General features: G+C 37.9%; 12 protein-coding genes. 9 read left to right on the top strand and 3 right to left on the bottom strand.

Annotation, left to right across the window (positions count from 1 at the left end; translation table 11 throughout):
• The first annotated feature begins 186 nt into the window (after positions 1-186).
• The 6 genes from NXS00_RS26405 (at position 187) to NXS00_RS26430 (ending at position 8834) form a co-directional block, all read left to right on the top strand.
• On the top strand, positions 187-2277 hold the full coding sequence (locus tag NXS00_RS26405; RefSeq protein WP_258102307.1) for an OmpA family protein: 2091 nt from the start codon (positions 187-189) through the stop codon (positions 2275-2277).
• A gap of 73 nt (positions 2278-2350) precedes the next feature.
• Positions 2351-3883 carry a hypothetical protein gene (locus tag NXS00_RS26410; RefSeq protein WP_258102308.1) on the top strand — a complete coding sequence of 511 codons (1533 nt, stop codon included), beginning with the start codon at positions 2351-2353 and terminating at the stop codon, positions 3881-3883.
• Between the two features lie 50 nt (positions 3884-3933).
• On the top strand, positions 3934-5874 hold the full coding sequence (locus NXS00_RS26415) for an OmpA family protein (protein ID WP_258102309.1): 1941 nt from the start codon (positions 3934-3936) through the stop codon (positions 5872-5874).
• A 49-nt stretch (positions 5875-5923) separates the two neighbouring features.
• A complete protein-coding gene (locus tag NXS00_RS26420) occupies positions 5924-6931 on the top strand; it encodes a 3-oxoacyl-ACP synthase III family protein (protein WP_258102310.1) in 1008 nt (335 codons plus the stop codon).
• On the top strand, positions 6931-7524 hold the full coding sequence (locus tag NXS00_RS26425) for a hypothetical protein (RefSeq protein ID WP_258102311.1): 594 nt from the start codon (positions 6931-6933) through the stop codon (positions 7522-7524). Before NXS00_RS26420 ends, NXS00_RS26425 begins: the two co-directional genes overlap by 1 nt.
• A complete protein-coding gene (locus tag NXS00_RS26430; protein ID WP_258102312.1) occupies positions 7521-8834 on the top strand; it encodes a toxin-antitoxin system YwqK family antitoxin in 1314 nt (437 codons plus the stop codon). Before NXS00_RS26425 ends, NXS00_RS26430 begins: the two co-directional genes overlap by 4 nt.
• Before the next feature lie 10 nt (positions 8835-8844).
• Here NXS00_RS26430 and NXS00_RS26435 read toward each other — a convergent pair whose 3' ends face one another.
• Positions 8845-9675 (bottom strand): alpha/beta fold hydrolase, encoded by an 831-nt coding sequence (locus tag NXS00_RS26435; RefSeq protein ID WP_258102313.1) that lies wholly within the window; start codon positions 9673-9675, stop codon positions 8845-8847.
• Between the two features lie 57 nt (positions 9676-9732).
• Between NXS00_RS26435 and NXS00_RS26440 the strand changes: the two genes are divergently transcribed.
• Both NXS00_RS26440 and NXS00_RS26445 read left to right on the top strand, forming a co-directional pair.
• On the top strand, positions 9733-10443 hold the full coding sequence (locus NXS00_RS26440; RefSeq protein WP_258102314.1) for a sulfotransferase-like domain-containing protein: 711 nt from the start codon (positions 9733-9735) through the stop codon (positions 10441-10443).
• Between the two features lie 89 nt (positions 10444-10532).
• Positions 10533-11354 (top strand): phosphate ABC transporter substrate-binding protein, encoded by an 822-nt coding sequence (locus tag NXS00_RS26445; RefSeq protein ID WP_258102315.1) that lies wholly within the window; start codon positions 10533-10535, stop codon positions 11352-11354.
• Here the strand turns inward: NXS00_RS26445 and NXS00_RS26450 are convergent.
• On the bottom strand, positions 11351-12436 hold the full coding sequence (locus NXS00_RS26450; protein ID WP_258102316.1) for a glycoside hydrolase family 130 protein: 1086 nt from the start codon (positions 12434-12436) through the stop codon (positions 11351-11353). The two genes, NXS00_RS26445 and NXS00_RS26450, sit on opposite strands and share 4 nt — an antisense overlap.
• Before the next feature lie 31 nt (positions 12437-12467).
• Here NXS00_RS26450 and NXS00_RS26455 point away from each other — a divergent pair, with 31 nt between their 5' ends.
• Positions 12468-13367 carry an aminotransferase class IV gene (locus NXS00_RS26455; RefSeq protein ID WP_258102317.1) on the top strand — a complete coding sequence of 300 codons (900 nt, stop codon included), beginning with the start codon at positions 12468-12470 and terminating at the stop codon, positions 13365-13367.
• A gap of 9 nt (positions 13368-13376) precedes the next feature.
• On the opposite strand, the gene NXS00_RS26460 is transcribed toward NXS00_RS26455, so the two are convergent.
• A complete protein-coding gene (locus tag NXS00_RS26460) occupies positions 13377-14831 on the bottom strand; it encodes an alpha-amylase (RefSeq protein ID WP_258102318.1) in 1455 nt (484 codons plus the stop codon).
• Between the last annotated feature and the right edge of the window lie 360 nt (positions 14832-15191).

Raw genomic sequence — 15191 nt, forward strand, 5'->3', positions numbered from 1 at the left:
AATTCTTTGAACTCAATTTATTTAGGACAGGATTGAGTCCATCTTAATTAATACACAGTATATCCACCTTTCATTCCCAGTCATCTATTGACATTTGTCTATACAAATATGTTCCTCTAGGTTTACATTACTTAAAATATACTTAGATTGTTAGTACCCCTAAAGTTGAACATAAATATTTCGCTAATGCGTAAGCTATTATTTTTTATTATAGCACTTACTGCTGGTGCATTTCATTTTGCTCAGGCACAAAATAGAGATAAGATTTACAGTAAAGGCATGGAAGCTTTTTACAAAGAAGACTTTACTGCCGCAATCATCCTTTTCGAAGAACTTCATTCTGTTGGAGTCAAAAAACCATTAAAGGATTCAGAATACCGATTGGAAATAGCCTACTTGGTATTGCCTGAAAACAGAGAGCGATCATTAGATAAAATGATCAAATTTGAAGAGTTTAAATCCAGGTCTGACAAATTCTACTACTATTGGATGGGACGAATTTATGCCAATAGATACATGTTTCCGGAAGCTGTAGATGCATGGCAGAAATTCTTAAGGAAAAAAGATTATAAAAGTGAGGAGATCGTCACCGAAACCAAAGATTACATCTCAGAGACGGAGCTTCTCGTTACTTATTTCGACAACCCTGATAACTACGAAATTCATCAACTTGAAGCTCCGATCAACACCGAATACGCAGAAATGACACCTGTTTATTCTGAAAGTAAGAATGAGCTCCTTTTTGCTTCCAATCGAGAAAATCCATCAAAGGATGAATTCAAAATATATCATAGTGATGGAAGTTCTACAGGCTGGGCACCTCCTACAGCTATAAATGTATTAGGAACATTCGATCGAGATCAGGCTAATGTAGAAGTAGTTAATGAAGATGGTAAATTATTCATTTATCAAGATGTAAGTAAGGGAGATTTGTTTTATAGTCAGCCTAGCGAAAATGGATGGACTACACCTGTAGAGTTTGATAGTGAATTAAGCTCTACTCGATTGGAGTCACACTTTTACATCAATGAACATGAAGATCGAATCATTTTCTCGACAAAGAATAAAGATTCTGGGCTTGACCTAATGGAGTCTTTTAGAGATGCTGCAACAGGAAAATGGGAAAAACCCCACCCTTTCGCACTTAATTTAAACACCGAATATAATGAGGATAGCCCTTTCTTATCTCATGATGAAAAGGTGTTCTATTTTCTTTCTAATCGACCTGGTGGTGTTGGAGGGTATGATGTCTATGTTTCAACTTTTGATGAATCTACAAGTCAATGGACAGATCCCGTGAATATGGGTTGGCCAATCAATTCACCAGATGATGAAATTCATTTCAAAATGAATCCTGATGAGACTTCAGGATACTTTAGCTCTAATAGAATACACTCTAAAGGAGATTATGACATTTTCTTTTTCTGGAAAATTGAGAAAACCAAAATCAAAGGAAGAGTTATTAATGCGGCTACACAGCAACCAATTACAAAAGGAGAAATTAGATTTCACCCTTCTCAATATTTAGATGAATATTTTAGATCACCTATAGATTCTACAGGCCAATACAGTACAGACATCATTTCCAATGAATCATTCCGAGTAGAAGTAACTAGCTATACGGATACTCTAATGACCGAAGACTTTGAAATACATGATGCTAATGGAGAATCTATCACTCATTACAAAGATTTCTACGTCATCCCTAAAGACTTGTCGAAAGAAGAGCGTCAAGCACTTGAAGCGAAATACAAAGTCAAAGAAGAAAAACCGGAACCGATAAAATCCATAGTGAAAGAATCAAAACAGGAAATTAAACCTCAGGAACAGCTTCCAAAAACTGATCAAACAGAGAAAAAACAAGAAGTTGTTGCTGAAGTGAAAAAGCAGGAGGAACCACGAAAATCAACTCCTACTTCGTCGGGAAAACTTGGCAAAAAAGTGTTCGTTGGCAGCATTTATTTTGAGTTTGGAACCAGCAAAATTCGTGACACTTCACTCCCCCGACTAAATGAGATCTTGGACTACCTTAAAGCCAACCCGAGTCATCAAATTGAAGTTGGAGGCCACACAGACAATGTAGGCTCTGAAAGAATAAACCAGGCCATGTCGAAAAATAGAGCTGAAGCTGCTATGCAATGGTTGGTTGAACATGGAATTGATAACAGTCGAATTACTGCTGTGGGATATGGTTCTTCACAACCACTAGCGTCCAATGATGATGAAGTAAATGGCCGTGAATTGAACAGAAGAATAGAGATCAGATTAAAAAATTAAAAATTTTTCAACCATATGAGCTCCCCACTAGTTAGATTTTTAGATAAATTGTATACAAATGTGAAATAGGGAAATGAATAATTCACGAATTACCAACCAGCTTAAGGTAGTTATTATTTGTATCGGTATATTCAGCTTCAGTGCCGTCTACGGTCAAAAAGAAGTAAGACTATACGATAAAGCAGAGTCCGAACTATCAGACCATCAGTATACTGATGCTCTAAGCTTATACAATGAAGTCAAAAGTATTAGCTCTGATTTTGGAGACATAGACTACAAAATAGCAATTACTTCTTACCTCTCTGGAGCGAAAGATGATGACTCAATTGCAGACTTCCTTGCTTTTGAAAAAACCTATGGTTCCACTGATAGTCACTATTACTATTGGTTAGGTCAGATTCACTTGAGAAGATACAATTTAGAAGAAGCCACCAAAGCGTTCAATAAATTCGAGCAAAGCGTAAGTTATTCTGGCTCTGGCAATAAGGACGAATCCACAGCTAAAATTGAGCACGTTCAGCAATTGAAAGACTTCTTTGAAAACCCTGACAATTACTCAATTCATCAACTGGAAAGCCCTGTAAATTCTGCATCTGCCGAAATGAGTCCTGTTTTCTTTGAAGAAGAAAACGAATTACTCTTTGCTTCAAATAGAAATAAAGCGGGAGAAACTCCATTCGTTATTTATTATTCAAAAAGCGGCCCCAACGGCTGGGAAGAGCCAATAGAATTAAAGAACCTGGGAAACTTCACTAGAAAAAATGCAAACATTGAAGTTGTCAACGATGATGGCAAACTTTTCATATTCAAAGAAGACAATGGGGGCGACTTATTTTATAGTCAAGCAGACGGAGCCAAATGGACTACTCCTGTAGAGTTTGACGCAAGAATATCTAATAATCATCTAGCATCACATTTCTTTATGAACGAGCACGAGGATCGAATCATATTTGCATCTGATGAAGGAAATGATGGCCTAGACCTGTATGAGTCTTTTCGCGATCCTCAAACCGAAAAGTGGAGCAAACCAAGTCCGTTCTATTCTAGTGTCAACTCAAGATTTAATGAAGACAGTCCTTATCTGTCTCCCGATGAACAAACACTTTATTTCTGTTCAGACAGACCTGGTGGAATTGGAGGGTATGATGTCTATGTATCTAAATATGACGCAACATCGTTTAGTTGGTCAGAACCCGAAAACCTGGGTTGGCCAATCAATTCACCAAACGATGAGTTTCATTTCAAAATGAATTTTGATCAATCGTCTGGATATTTCGTATCAAATAGATTACATACAAAAGGAGACTTTGACATCTACTTCTTTTGGGAGATAGATAAAGTTAAGATTCAAGGAAGAATATTTGATCAATCAGCCAATGGACCATTGACCAATGCAGAAATTAGATTCCACCCCAGCCAGTATCTAGATGAGTATTTCTCATCAACTATAGACAATACAGGTAGATATAGTACTAAGATAATATCAGATGAAATCTTTAAGGTAGAGATTCTTCAAGATGGTAAAGTGATACACGAAGAAAAATTCGAAATTCACGATACCTCGGGAGATCCAACTACACATATTAAGGATTTTTCTGTTAAGTAAACCGTTTATAGATCGTCCGCCAAAGTTATTTATCGTTTAATCCGATCATTATGAAAAGGTTATTATTTTTTATCGCAACCGTTGTTTGCATATTCACAGTATCGGCACAGTCTAAAAGACAGATGCTTAAAAAAATGGGAACAACTTTTTACCAGGAAGACTTCAAAGAAGTGCTGGATATGTGTGTCCAGTTTGAAAAGGACCATCCAAAAGAAACAGATCACCTTTATTATAAATACATAGCAGAAATGCTAACCATTGATAGAGGTGGGGATCTTAATAATTTACTCGACTTTGAAGCGAGCAAAGGTAAGACAGATAAATTCTACAACTATTGGCTAGGTCGCATACACTTAAGCCGATATGAATTTGACGATGCTAAAGAGCACTTAGATGCTTTTATGAAATTGGATGTGTACAAGAGCAATATTATCTTGAAAGAAACCAGAACGATGCTTCGTACAATAGATAAAGCACGTCCATTTTATGACAACCCTGATGACTATGAAGTAGAACGATTACCTGAAGGAATCAATACGATTTATTCTGAAATTTCTCCTGCATTCTTCAATGGTCATGAAGAGTTGGTTTTCGCATCCAACAAAAACCCAAAAGACTCTTACCATGAAGCACCTGTTTATTCTATCTTCCATAGTGTCAAAACAGGTGAAAAATGGTCAGATCCATCCCCTATTAGCGTGTTAGGTACCTTTGATTATGAAAATGCCAAGATTGAAATCATCAATGAACATAACAGACTATACATGTACAGTCCGCAAAATGGTGGGGACTTAATCTATAGTGAGTTCAGAAACAACAACTGGACAGAACCTAAGGAATTCGATCAATCACTTAGAGACAGATACATCGAAAATCACTTTTTCATTAACGACGCTGAGGACTTAATCTTATTTGTAAAAGATTACAACATTTGGGAAACTCGATTGCAAAATGGTGCTTGGAGCGTACCAAAACCCATTAAAGGCAAGGTCAATACCAGCTATTATGAAGAAAGCCCATTTTTGTCACATTCTGGTACCACACTTTATTTTAGCTCTAACAGACCCGAATCTATGGGAGGGTATGACATCTTCAAATCAGAGTTTGATGAAGCTACACAAAGCTGGGGTGAACCAGAGAATATGGGATTCCCGATCAACACCATTGATCATGACATCAATTTTGAAGTGACACCAAATGACTTAAATGGCTATTTTAGTTCAGACAGGCTACACTCTGTTGGTGGGTATGACATTTATTACTTCCATAAGGAAGACAAAATTACAGTGAAGGGCGTAGTAACAGATCTAAATACAGGACAACCAGCCAAGGATGTGGATGTACGCTTTATGCCTGTTGTATATGAAGATGAAGTTTTCCATCATAAGACGAATTCTAAAGGAGAGTATAGCATTCAGATATTCAATGGAGAAAATTTCGATACTGAAGTTTCTATACAGGGAGAGTCTTTATTTAAAGGAACTTTCAAAAGTGATATTTCCCTAGAGCAACCTTATTTGACTCAAAACTTTGAGGTAAGAGTCCCTTCTCAACTCAAGGCTAAAACTGACTACACTAAGCTCTATGAGGGAACCAAAGAAGATAGCAGTGTCGATATAGAAATGCTTGGAAACAAATTTAGAGGAGGGCGTAAAGCAGTTGTGAACAACATCTACTTCGACTTCCAATCTTATCATATCACTTCTGAATCCTATCCTGTCCTACAGCAGATATATGACGCCTTGCAGAACTCACCTGATTTGGCAGTAGAGATTGGTGGTCATACAGATAATGTTGGTACGCACGAGTATAACATGGAACTATCTCAAAAACGCGCTGAAGCGGTTCGTGATTGGATTTTAAATAAAGGAATAGACAGCTCCAGAGTGAAAGCTGTTGGTTATGGAGAGACTCTTCCTCTTGCAAGTAACGATGACGAAGAAAATGGTCGTGAACTCAACAGAAGGATAGAAATCCGAGTCTTGGAGTAACCTTTTTGCACAGGTAAGTTATATTAGCGTGATCTAAATATTAAACAACATGTATACCTCACGCATAAAAGGAATTGGTCATTACGTACCTGATAACGTAGTGACCAATAAAGACTTAGAAGCTTTCATGGATACCTCAGATGAATGGATTCAGGAAAGAACCGGAATAAAAGAGAGAAGGTGGATTGACCCAACAACCGGTGACATGCCTTCTACCATGGGAACCAAAGCTGCTAAAATTGCAATTGAAAATGCAGGTTTAACACCCAATGACATAGATTTCATCGTTTTTGCCACCCTCAGTCCTGACTACTACTTTCCTGGCCCCGGAGTGCAAGTACAAGATCAACTGGGAATTAAAGAAATTGGAGCTCTAGACGTAAGAAATCAATGTAGTGGTTTCATCTATGGTCTTTCAGTAGCTGACCAATTTATCAAAACAGGAATGTATAAAAACATTCTGGTGATCGGCAGTGAATACCACTCCGGTGGATTAGAAAAATCAACACGCGGCAGAGGTGTTACCGTTATTTTTGGTGATGGTGCTGGAGCTGTTGTCTTATCTCGTTCAGAAGACGAGAAAAAAGGTATACTTACCACTCATCTTCACTCCGAAGGAAAACATGCTAAAGAACTTGCTCTTATTGGCCCCGCCACGAACAGATGGGTGGATCAAATAATGACTGAAAATGACCCGGAGGACACAAGTTATTATCCATATATGAACGGAAATTTTGTCTTCAAACATGCAGTTACAAGATTTAGCGAAGTGATTTATGAAGCATTAATGACGAATGGATACAAACCAGAAGACATCAATATGCTTATCCCTCATCAAGCTAATTTGAGAATCAGCCAGTTCATTCAAAAGCAACTGAAACTTGGTGATGATCAAGTGTACAACAACATTATGCGTTATGGTAATACCACAGCTGCTTCTATTCCAATTGCCCTGAGTGAAGCTCACCAGAAAGGCAAAATAAAAGAAGGTGACCTGGTTTGCATGGCGGCATTTGGAAGTGGATTTACCTGGGCTTCAGCTTTAATTCGCTGGTAATGACACCTACAGATGAAGAGCTCGAAATATTAAAAGATAATCACTTTTTAAAAGTGAAAAATGAATTATCATCTAAGGTCATTATGCACCTTTCAGAAATTGAAAGAGCTCTTCACTCAGAAATAGAAAAAACCAACTTCAATTACCCGGATGAGACTTTTATAAAAGCCGGAAAAATATCTAAAGGGGAGCAATACCAGGGGCTCCCCTATTTTATTCTGGACTACCCACGACTTTTTAAGCAAAATGAAGTGTTTTCTTTTAGAACCATGCTTTGGTGGGGCAACCACTTTAGCTGTACACTTCATCTAAGTGGACCGCTTTTGCAAAACAATAAAGAGAAAATATGTGTTCAATTAACAAGAATGAAGGATATTTATTTTTGTGTAAATGACACCCCTTGGGAATATCATTATAAAAAAAGCAACTACCTCAATATCAATCAATTATCCAAAGATAAAATACTTAACCAAATAGAAGAAAATGGCTTTATTAAGCTCAGCAACTACATTTCCCTGGACTTATGGAATGAATATAAATCATTCACTTTAACCACTTTTGCCCGATTTTTGAGGTGTGTAAATCCCATATGAATAAACTTGTAACTCTCCTTTTATTAATCCAATCTATTACTGCCTTCAGCCAGAATGATACAGAAACAGTAGATGAACGATTATTTCAAGCGGACACTATGTCCGATGGTGCCTACATCTCAAGATATCCTAATGGCAACATCTTGTATATGGGACAAATTGAGAATGGGAAAAAAGTCGGCGTTTGGAAATATTACTATTCACACGGAGCACTTAAAGAAGTAATCACTTTTGAAAAAGGTGTAAAGAATGGTGTTTCCAGAAAACTGGATCCATATGGAGTGGTTGTCAATGAAAGCAACTTCAAAAGAGGAGTCCTCAACGGTCCTTACCACGAATTTTATGAAAATGAAAGTTTAGCGCTGAAAGGACACTACAAAGAAGGTCTTAAAGACAGTATTTGGATTGAATATAGTCCAGATGGTGACGCACTTTTTTATAAAAGTTATAGCAATGGAAAACCTGATGGCAAGTGGACATACAATTACAGCTATGGACGACTAAAAGCTGAAGAATATTATACCAATGGAATTAAATCTGGCACCTGGAAAGAATACTATCCAAACAAAAGAGTTAGCAAGGAATACAGCTTTAAAAATGGTGTCCTCAATGGTAAATATGCGGAATACTTTGCAGATGGCTCTGTAAGTGTCCAGGGCACCTACACTTGGGGTTTAAAAACAGGAAAATGGCTGAGTTTTGTTGAAGCTAATAAACTTTATTCCATAGGTGATTATGCAAACGATCAAAAAACCGGATTGTGGAAGTATTTCAAGCCAAATGGAGCTTTAGATTATGAAGGAAAGTTCAAAAATGGATTGAAAGAAGGACAATGGATTTATTATCATGACTCAGGAAAGCCAAGAATGATAGGAAGTTATGTCCTAGACGAAAAAGATGGACTCTGGGGACTTTTTTATGAAAATGAGCAACTCCAAATGGAACAGATGTGGAAACTTGGAGCACTTATGGAAGTAAGTCCTTTCTATACCTCTAAAGGAGAGGAGCTAGACGCAGGAACTCTGACTAATGGAAATGGGCAACTTTATATGTACCATGAAGATGGAACCATTCAACTAAACGAAACCTATAGAAATGGACGATTGAACGGAAAATCCACGTACTATTATGAAGATGGCACACTTCAAGTAACCGGAGAATACATCAATAATCAACGTACTGGTACCTGGCAGGAATTTAGTGACAAAGGGCGCTTGATTGCCGAAGGTATGTATAAACTTGACGAGAAAGTCGGCACCTGGAAGTATTACAGCTCAAGAGGAAAACTAGTCGATACAGAAGAGTATTGATAGCATAGGACTAATCTACCTTCTTTAAATCAATTATTCCTTTGACAACCCATTCAGGATAAGTCCATGGAATGAAATGATTTGCTCCATCTATGTAGCGAATATCCACTAATGAATCGTTCAACATCCGTCGCGCAAATTCAGCATTTTCTTTGGGCACTAAATTGTCCTTGGTTCCTTGAATGACAATAGAGGGAACTGAAATATTTCCCCACAATGGCAGCATTTTTTCAAGTTCACCTTTCAGTGGAAGTATCTCTTCATTACTTACCCAAAAATCAGTTGGTGTAAGCCAACCACCTACTTTGGTTTCAATCCAACTTCGATACCATTCATATTTCTCCTGCTCTGGATCTATAGAAGGAGCCAGAAATAACAAACCATCTACCAATTCAGGATTATCCATTGCCACTCGAGCGATAACAGGGCCACCCAAAGAATGACCAACCATAATTACTTTTGGTTGATCAAACAGTTTGATTACTTCAGAAATTAAGAATGCCTGTCTTTCCAAAATTGGTTCTGGACTTCCCTTATCGGACATGCCAAAACCCGGACGATCAATAGCCAAGACATCAAAATGAGACAGTAAAGTGTCATTTTTAAAATAATCTATAAAAGCACTCCATGATCCTGGGGAGCCATGAATGAATACAACCAAATTATGTCGATTGTTATCTATATAGACATAATGAACTTGTGACGAATCAATCGTTAGTGTATTAGATTCTGGCTGATACATCTCACCATCAAACGCCTGCTGCATCTCCTTTTCATCAATAGAAAAGTCCATACATCCAGACAGAATGACCGTCAGCATAATGTATAAAAGATAGCGCATGAATTGAAAACGTGTATAAATTGGATATAGTTATATTGAGCTCATAATCTCAATCATATGATCATCAACCTGATTTCATCTCCAAGAAACATTTCTACAGCTACCATGTATGCATTTGCTAACCATGGTCAATTTAAAGTGATTGATGAGCCATTTTATGCATATTACCTCAACTTAACAGGAATCAAACATCCAGGAAGAGAAGAAATCATTAAAAGTCAACCAGTGAACATTCCAGGAGTTTTGAAATGGATAGATGAGCTACATGAACAGCATGAGCATGTTTTTGTCAAAAATATGGCCCATCATCTAATTGACACCAGTCTGGATTTTCTACATGATTATGTCAATGTGCTGCTTATTCGAGACCCAAAAGAACTTATCACTTCATTTGCTAAAGTAATTCCTAATCCAAAAATGAGTGACATAGGTATTCAAAGACAATTTGAGATTTATGAATTTCTAAGTAAAGAATGCATCATCTTAGATTCAAACGAAACTTTAAAAAATCCTGAAGGAATTTTTACACAGTTTTTTGCAAAAGTTGGTATACAATATAACCCACAAATGCTGCACTGGACTCCTGGCGCCATACCTGAAGATGGTGTTTGGGCGAAATATTGGTATGAAAATGTACATGCATCATCAGGTATGGGAATGAAGAAGAATAACACCAGTCCATTTCCAGAAAACAGCCTTGATCTCCTCAATGAGTCTTTACCCTACTACGAACAATTAAAGGAAAAAGCGCTAAAGGCAGATCAATAGAAATTAACAGTCAATTAGCTATTTCTTAACCCAATTAATTCTTCTACTAGTCTTGATCAAATCTAGTTTCGTGGAAATTTTAATCAACCATGAAACCAGTTTTATATATCTTATTATTAAGCCTTTTCTTTTCGGCATGCCAGCAAATCAATAACTCTACTAGCTCTACCATAAAAATGAAAGGTAGCGAGTCAATGCACGCTGTTTTCCAAGAATTGAAAGAAAGCTTCGAAAAATCAAACCCCGATATTCAGATCATACTTGAAGGAGGTGGAAGTAGAACAGGACTAAATGCCATTCGTGAACAAAGTGCTGACATTGGTCTCTCCTCTTTTGAATTTGATTTAAAAAAAGAACTCGGATCAACAAGTAAAGTGAAAGAGCAAGTGATTGCCTTTGATGGTGTAGTCTTAATTACCAATGAAAACAACCCACTCGACTCTCTAACCGATGAACAAGTGGAAAAAATTTACGAAGGCCAAATAAATGATTGGAGCGAACTCGGTGGAAATCCTGGCAGCATTCTCCCTATAGTGCGTGATGAAAACTCTGGAACGCAAAAATTCTTTACAGAACATTATGCTATCAATGGTTTGAGCAACTCAGCCATTACTCTGGATGAGAATAAAGACATTGTCAATAAAGTACATTCAAACGTTAATGCGATTGGGTTTATTGGGTTTGCCTATTTTGCTCATGGTGTTCATGAAATTAAATTGGCTGCTGACAGTTTTAAATTTCGTTCGCCAACAAAGTCGAACCTACTTAACAATACTTACCCACTAAAAAGAGGTCTTCGAATTTACTACAATGATCAACTGAGTGATTCCACTAAAGCGTTTCTTGTCTTTTTGAATTCTGATGAAGCCAAATCAATCATAGAATCATTTGGCCTTATTCAAACGAATTAATTCAATTCTTGGGGAGACACTGCCACTGCAATCTTGGAATCTGCGGTTCCATAATACAAGAACCACTGATTTTTGTAATGGCAGAGTCCTTCTACAAAACAGACATTATTTACTTGGCCAGTAATCTCATAGGGCTTATCCGGTGTGAAGAAGTAATCTTCTGATCGGCGAATAAGTTTTATGGGATTCGTGGGATCAAACAAGGCTTGACCAGCGCTGTAAGTACCATCTGGTAATGTCTGATCCCCGTCAGCCAGTCTATTTCTACTGTTATATATCAGAAGAATTCCATTGCTTGTAGTGATCGCTGGTGGCCCAGGCTCCACCAGATCACTATCGAATTTACCCGCACGAGGTGATAATACTTTGAGCCATTCTCCAGTTTCAGTTTTAACAGGATCCCACCGAATCAGGTCATTTGATTGCGCAATGAACAAATCCGTATCTCCAAAATACATCCAGTATTTTTGGTCAATTTTCTCAGCGACCAATTCATCATCAATGGATCGTGACACGATAGATCCAGATTTTGACCATTGGTTAATATCTACACTATCCTGAAAAACGGAGCCATGCTTTTTCCAGTTTCTTAAATCATAAGTAGTTGCGACTAATAGACGAGCTAGATTTCCATCATATGCGGTATAGGTCATCACATACAATCCATCTTCACGCTTCACAATTCTTGGATCTTCCGATCCACCTTCCCACTCCAACCCTTTATACTCATCTTCGTCTGGATAGAATACCGGTTGAGGTAAACGAGTAAAATTCAAACCATCAAAGCTAAAAGCAAGTCCAATTCTAGAAGTTCCGTTGTACTTCCCAACAAAATCTTCTGCCCGATAAAGCATGAATAAGGTATCATCCTTTACAAGAGAAGCAGGATTAAATACATCTTTTCCTTCCCATTTCACCAAACGCTGTGTGATTGGATCTCGAAACAAAGAAGAGGTATCAGGTGTCATTATTGGATTTACATCATCTTGCTTTTCGAAACCAATTAATTGCCACTCATCAACTTTTTCTGGAGAACAACAGAACATATTAATGACAGCAAGGAGTTGTATTATTTTTCTCATAATTTTCAGGTTCAACTAACACGCTCGTAATATGCTGCAAAAATTTAATCCTAAAAATGAAAATATCCAGGTTTGGGTAGGAAATGGCCTGGTTCATAGAAAAGATGCTAAAGTTTCCGTCTTTGACTCATCAGTACAGGGAGGTGACGCCATCTGGGAAGGATTAAGAAGGTACAAAGAAGGAGTTTTCTGCCTGGACAAGCACATTGATCGGTTATTTGAGTCCGCTAAAGCACTTGCATTTACTCATATCCCAGAGCGTAGTTTTATTAAAGAAGCTGTGAAAGCAACCTTGGAAGCGAATGACATGTCTCATGACGCACATATTCGATTAACCCTTACTAGAGGTGAAAAAGTGACCTCAGGTATGGATCCTCGATTGAACCAGAATGGCTCTTGCCTGATTGTGTTAGCAGAATGGAAGCCATTAGTCTATGACAATGAAAATGGGATTAAAGTCATTACCAGTACGCAGAGAAGAAATAACCCACAGTTTCTTGATAGCAAAATTCACCATGCCAATTTATTGAATAACATTCTAGCTAAAATTCAGGCAAATTTTGCCAATGTGGATGCTGCAATCATGTTGGATCACCAAGGGTTTGTAGCAGAGCTTAATGACACCAACCTGTTCATGATCAGAGATGGAAAATTATTTACTCCATTTGCTGATGCATGTCTTCATGGAATTACAAGAGGTCTTGTGCTTTCCACCGCTAAAAAGCTTGGTGTTGAAGTAGAAGAAAAGAACCTTAGCCTGGTGGAGTTTTACAATGCTGATGAAGTCTTCGCCACAGGAACCATGGGAGAACTTACCCCGGTGAATGAAATAGATGGAAGAACCATTGAAAATAAATCAGGAATGAAGCTAAGAGCACAGCTTCAAGAAGCCTTTTCAAAACTCATCCCTGATTTATGTGAACAACTTTAGTGTTACAGTTTAGATGTTTGGAGACCAAACACTGTATCCATTAGGAGGACATTGAATTTTCACCCAACCACCGCTCTGTGTGGTTGGATACCATCCAGAGTTTCCTGTAAAGTCTTTGATCTGAGTACTGTTCCAATTAGTAGGAACCCAACGTTCTACCCAGCTATCAGAGTTGTTTATATAGACAATTAGGCCCGGATTCCCACCATAACCATTTCTTCTGGCAATGTATTCATCCGTGTCAGTATACAAGATACTAGTATTACCTGTTGCTTTGTTATTGTGAATCCATATCAAGTTGTTCAACTTGTTTTTATCCAACCACGCTTCATAATCCTGGTAGAAGATACATGGATAACCTTCATGCGTCAAGATGTAAGCATAGGCTAGAGTCTTATTCCAGATTTCATCGGTATCATGATTAGCAACGAAGGTTACAGCCTTATATGGGTTTCTCTTCCACATCATATCATCGTTAAGCAAATTCAAATTGTTGCCGTCAAATGCATCGTTCATCTTGTAATACGCTGCAAAGTCAAAAACGGAACTATTGGCTTCATTAGCCCACCAATTCAAATAATCGACATTGGAATCCCATAGCTCTCCTACCGAGAAACCACCAATATTGCTATTCCATGTGTTGACAACCCAAGGACCAAATCCTTTCACATAATCGAACCTCCAGCCATCAAAACCCATGACGTTCTTGTAATACTTACCAACGGCATCAGAACGACCCCAGAGCCAATCTTGAACGTTAGGAACTTCATGACACATGTCTGCGAAACCTCCAAATACCCCTTCGTCATTAGAATGAATACCATTTGGATGGAAGTCATGCTGACTTCTTGGAAACTTTCCAGATGCAATCCCTGTATAGTCGGTATAAGTGCTTGTACCGGTATATTGGTTGGTCTCCAGTGCTCCGCCGCTGTTATGATTTAGAACAATATCAGCGTATACTTCCATATTTTCACTATGAGCTGATGCTATTAGAGCTTCAAGCTCTAATCGTGATCCAAACCGTGTCTCTACGGTTCCATTTTGGTTATAATCACCAAAATCATAATAGTCTGTAGGATCATACCCCATGGAGTACGGGCCATTTTGAGCTTTAGATACTGGAGGCAACCATATAGCGCCAATACCGGCAGATGACCAGGCTGCTGTTTTACTCTCTACTACATCCCACCAGGTACCTCCAGCCGGAACATCCCAATAGAAACCTTGCATCATCACTCCACCTCCTGGCCCAGCAGTAAATCGACCGTCTGCGGAATTGGATTGTGTTCTAAAAGGACGCCCATCATGTGTGGTAACATCTACCACTTTAATTTCATTTTGCGCATCAAGCAAATCAGATTCTGGCGACTGATCTTCACATGACCAGAAAGTAATGGCTAATGATAAAATGGTTAAGGACGGCCATTTTATGAGTGAGTTTTTTAATTGTGAATTCATCATTTTTTTGAATTAGAGTTTTAGTTTATAAGGTTTCTAATCATCTGGGGTCGGAATTAATAAAGTGGAAATTATGAGCAAAACAGGCACTATTCGCCTCATTTTATAAATTGATACTTTTACACATATAGATATCATTTCTTGCTAAATCCTTACAATCACTCTTTTCATTAGATTTAATTTTGAGATAATTACAATTTCATATCAGTTAATCGTGAATTGGAAAGCAATACTTGTGGTCGTTGGATTGTTCGGAATTCTGGAGGCAGATGCTCAAGAGGATACTGTTACCATCACATTTATCATTAATGATCTACCCGCTAATACACCGCATGATGCTTCCATCTACCTTGCGACAGATGT

Origin of the sequence: Marinoscillum pacificum, assembly GCF_024714495.1 — a bacterium.
Classification (GTDB): Bacteria; Bacteroidota; Bacteroidia; order Cytophagales; family Cyclobacteriaceae; genus Marinoscillum; species Marinoscillum pacificum.

What these genes read in the sequence shown, in the direction of transcription:
- NXS00_RS26405 (WP_258102307.1), top strand. Translation starts at nt 187, where the DNA reads ATGCGTAAGCTATTATTTTTTATTATAGCACTTACTGCTGGTGCATTT.
- NXS00_RS26410 (WP_258102308.1), top strand. Translation starts at nt 2,351, where the DNA reads ATGAATAATTCACGAATTACCAACCAGCTTAAGGTAGTTATTATTTGT.
- NXS00_RS26415 (WP_258102309.1), top strand. Translation starts at nt 3,934, where the DNA reads ATGAAAAGGTTATTATTTTTTATCGCAACCGTTGTTTGCATATTCACA.
- NXS00_RS26420 (WP_258102310.1), top strand. Translation starts at nt 5,924, where the DNA reads ATGTATACCTCACGCATAAAAGGAATTGGTCATTACGTACCTGATAAC.
- NXS00_RS26425 (WP_258102311.1), top strand. Translation starts at nt 6,931, where the DNA reads ATGACACCTACAGATGAAGAGCTCGAAATATTAAAAGATAATCACTTT.
- NXS00_RS26430 (WP_258102312.1), top strand. Translation starts at nt 7,521, where the DNA reads ATGAATAAACTTGTAACTCTCCTTTTATTAATCCAATCTATTACTGCC.
- NXS00_RS26435 (WP_258102313.1), bottom strand. Translation starts at nt 9,675, where the DNA reads ATGCGCTATCTTTTATACATTATGCTGACGGTCATTCTGTCTGGATGT.
- NXS00_RS26440 (WP_258102314.1), top strand. Translation starts at nt 9,733, where the DNA reads ATGATCATCAACCTGATTTCATCTCCAAGAAACATTTCTACAGCTACC.
- NXS00_RS26445 (WP_258102315.1), top strand. Translation starts at nt 10,533, where the DNA reads ATGAAACCAGTTTTATATATCTTATTATTAAGCCTTTTCTTTTCGGCA.
- NXS00_RS26450 (WP_258102316.1), bottom strand. Translation starts at nt 12,436, where the DNA reads ATGAGAAAAATAATACAACTCCTTGCTGTCATTAATATGTTCTGTTGT.
- NXS00_RS26455 (WP_258102317.1), top strand. Translation starts at nt 12,468, where the DNA reads ATGCTGCAAAAATTTAATCCTAAAAATGAAAATATCCAGGTTTGGGTA.
- NXS00_RS26460 (WP_258102318.1), bottom strand. Translation starts at nt 14,831, where the DNA reads ATGATGAATTCACAATTAAAAAACTCACTCATAAAATGGCCGTCCTTA.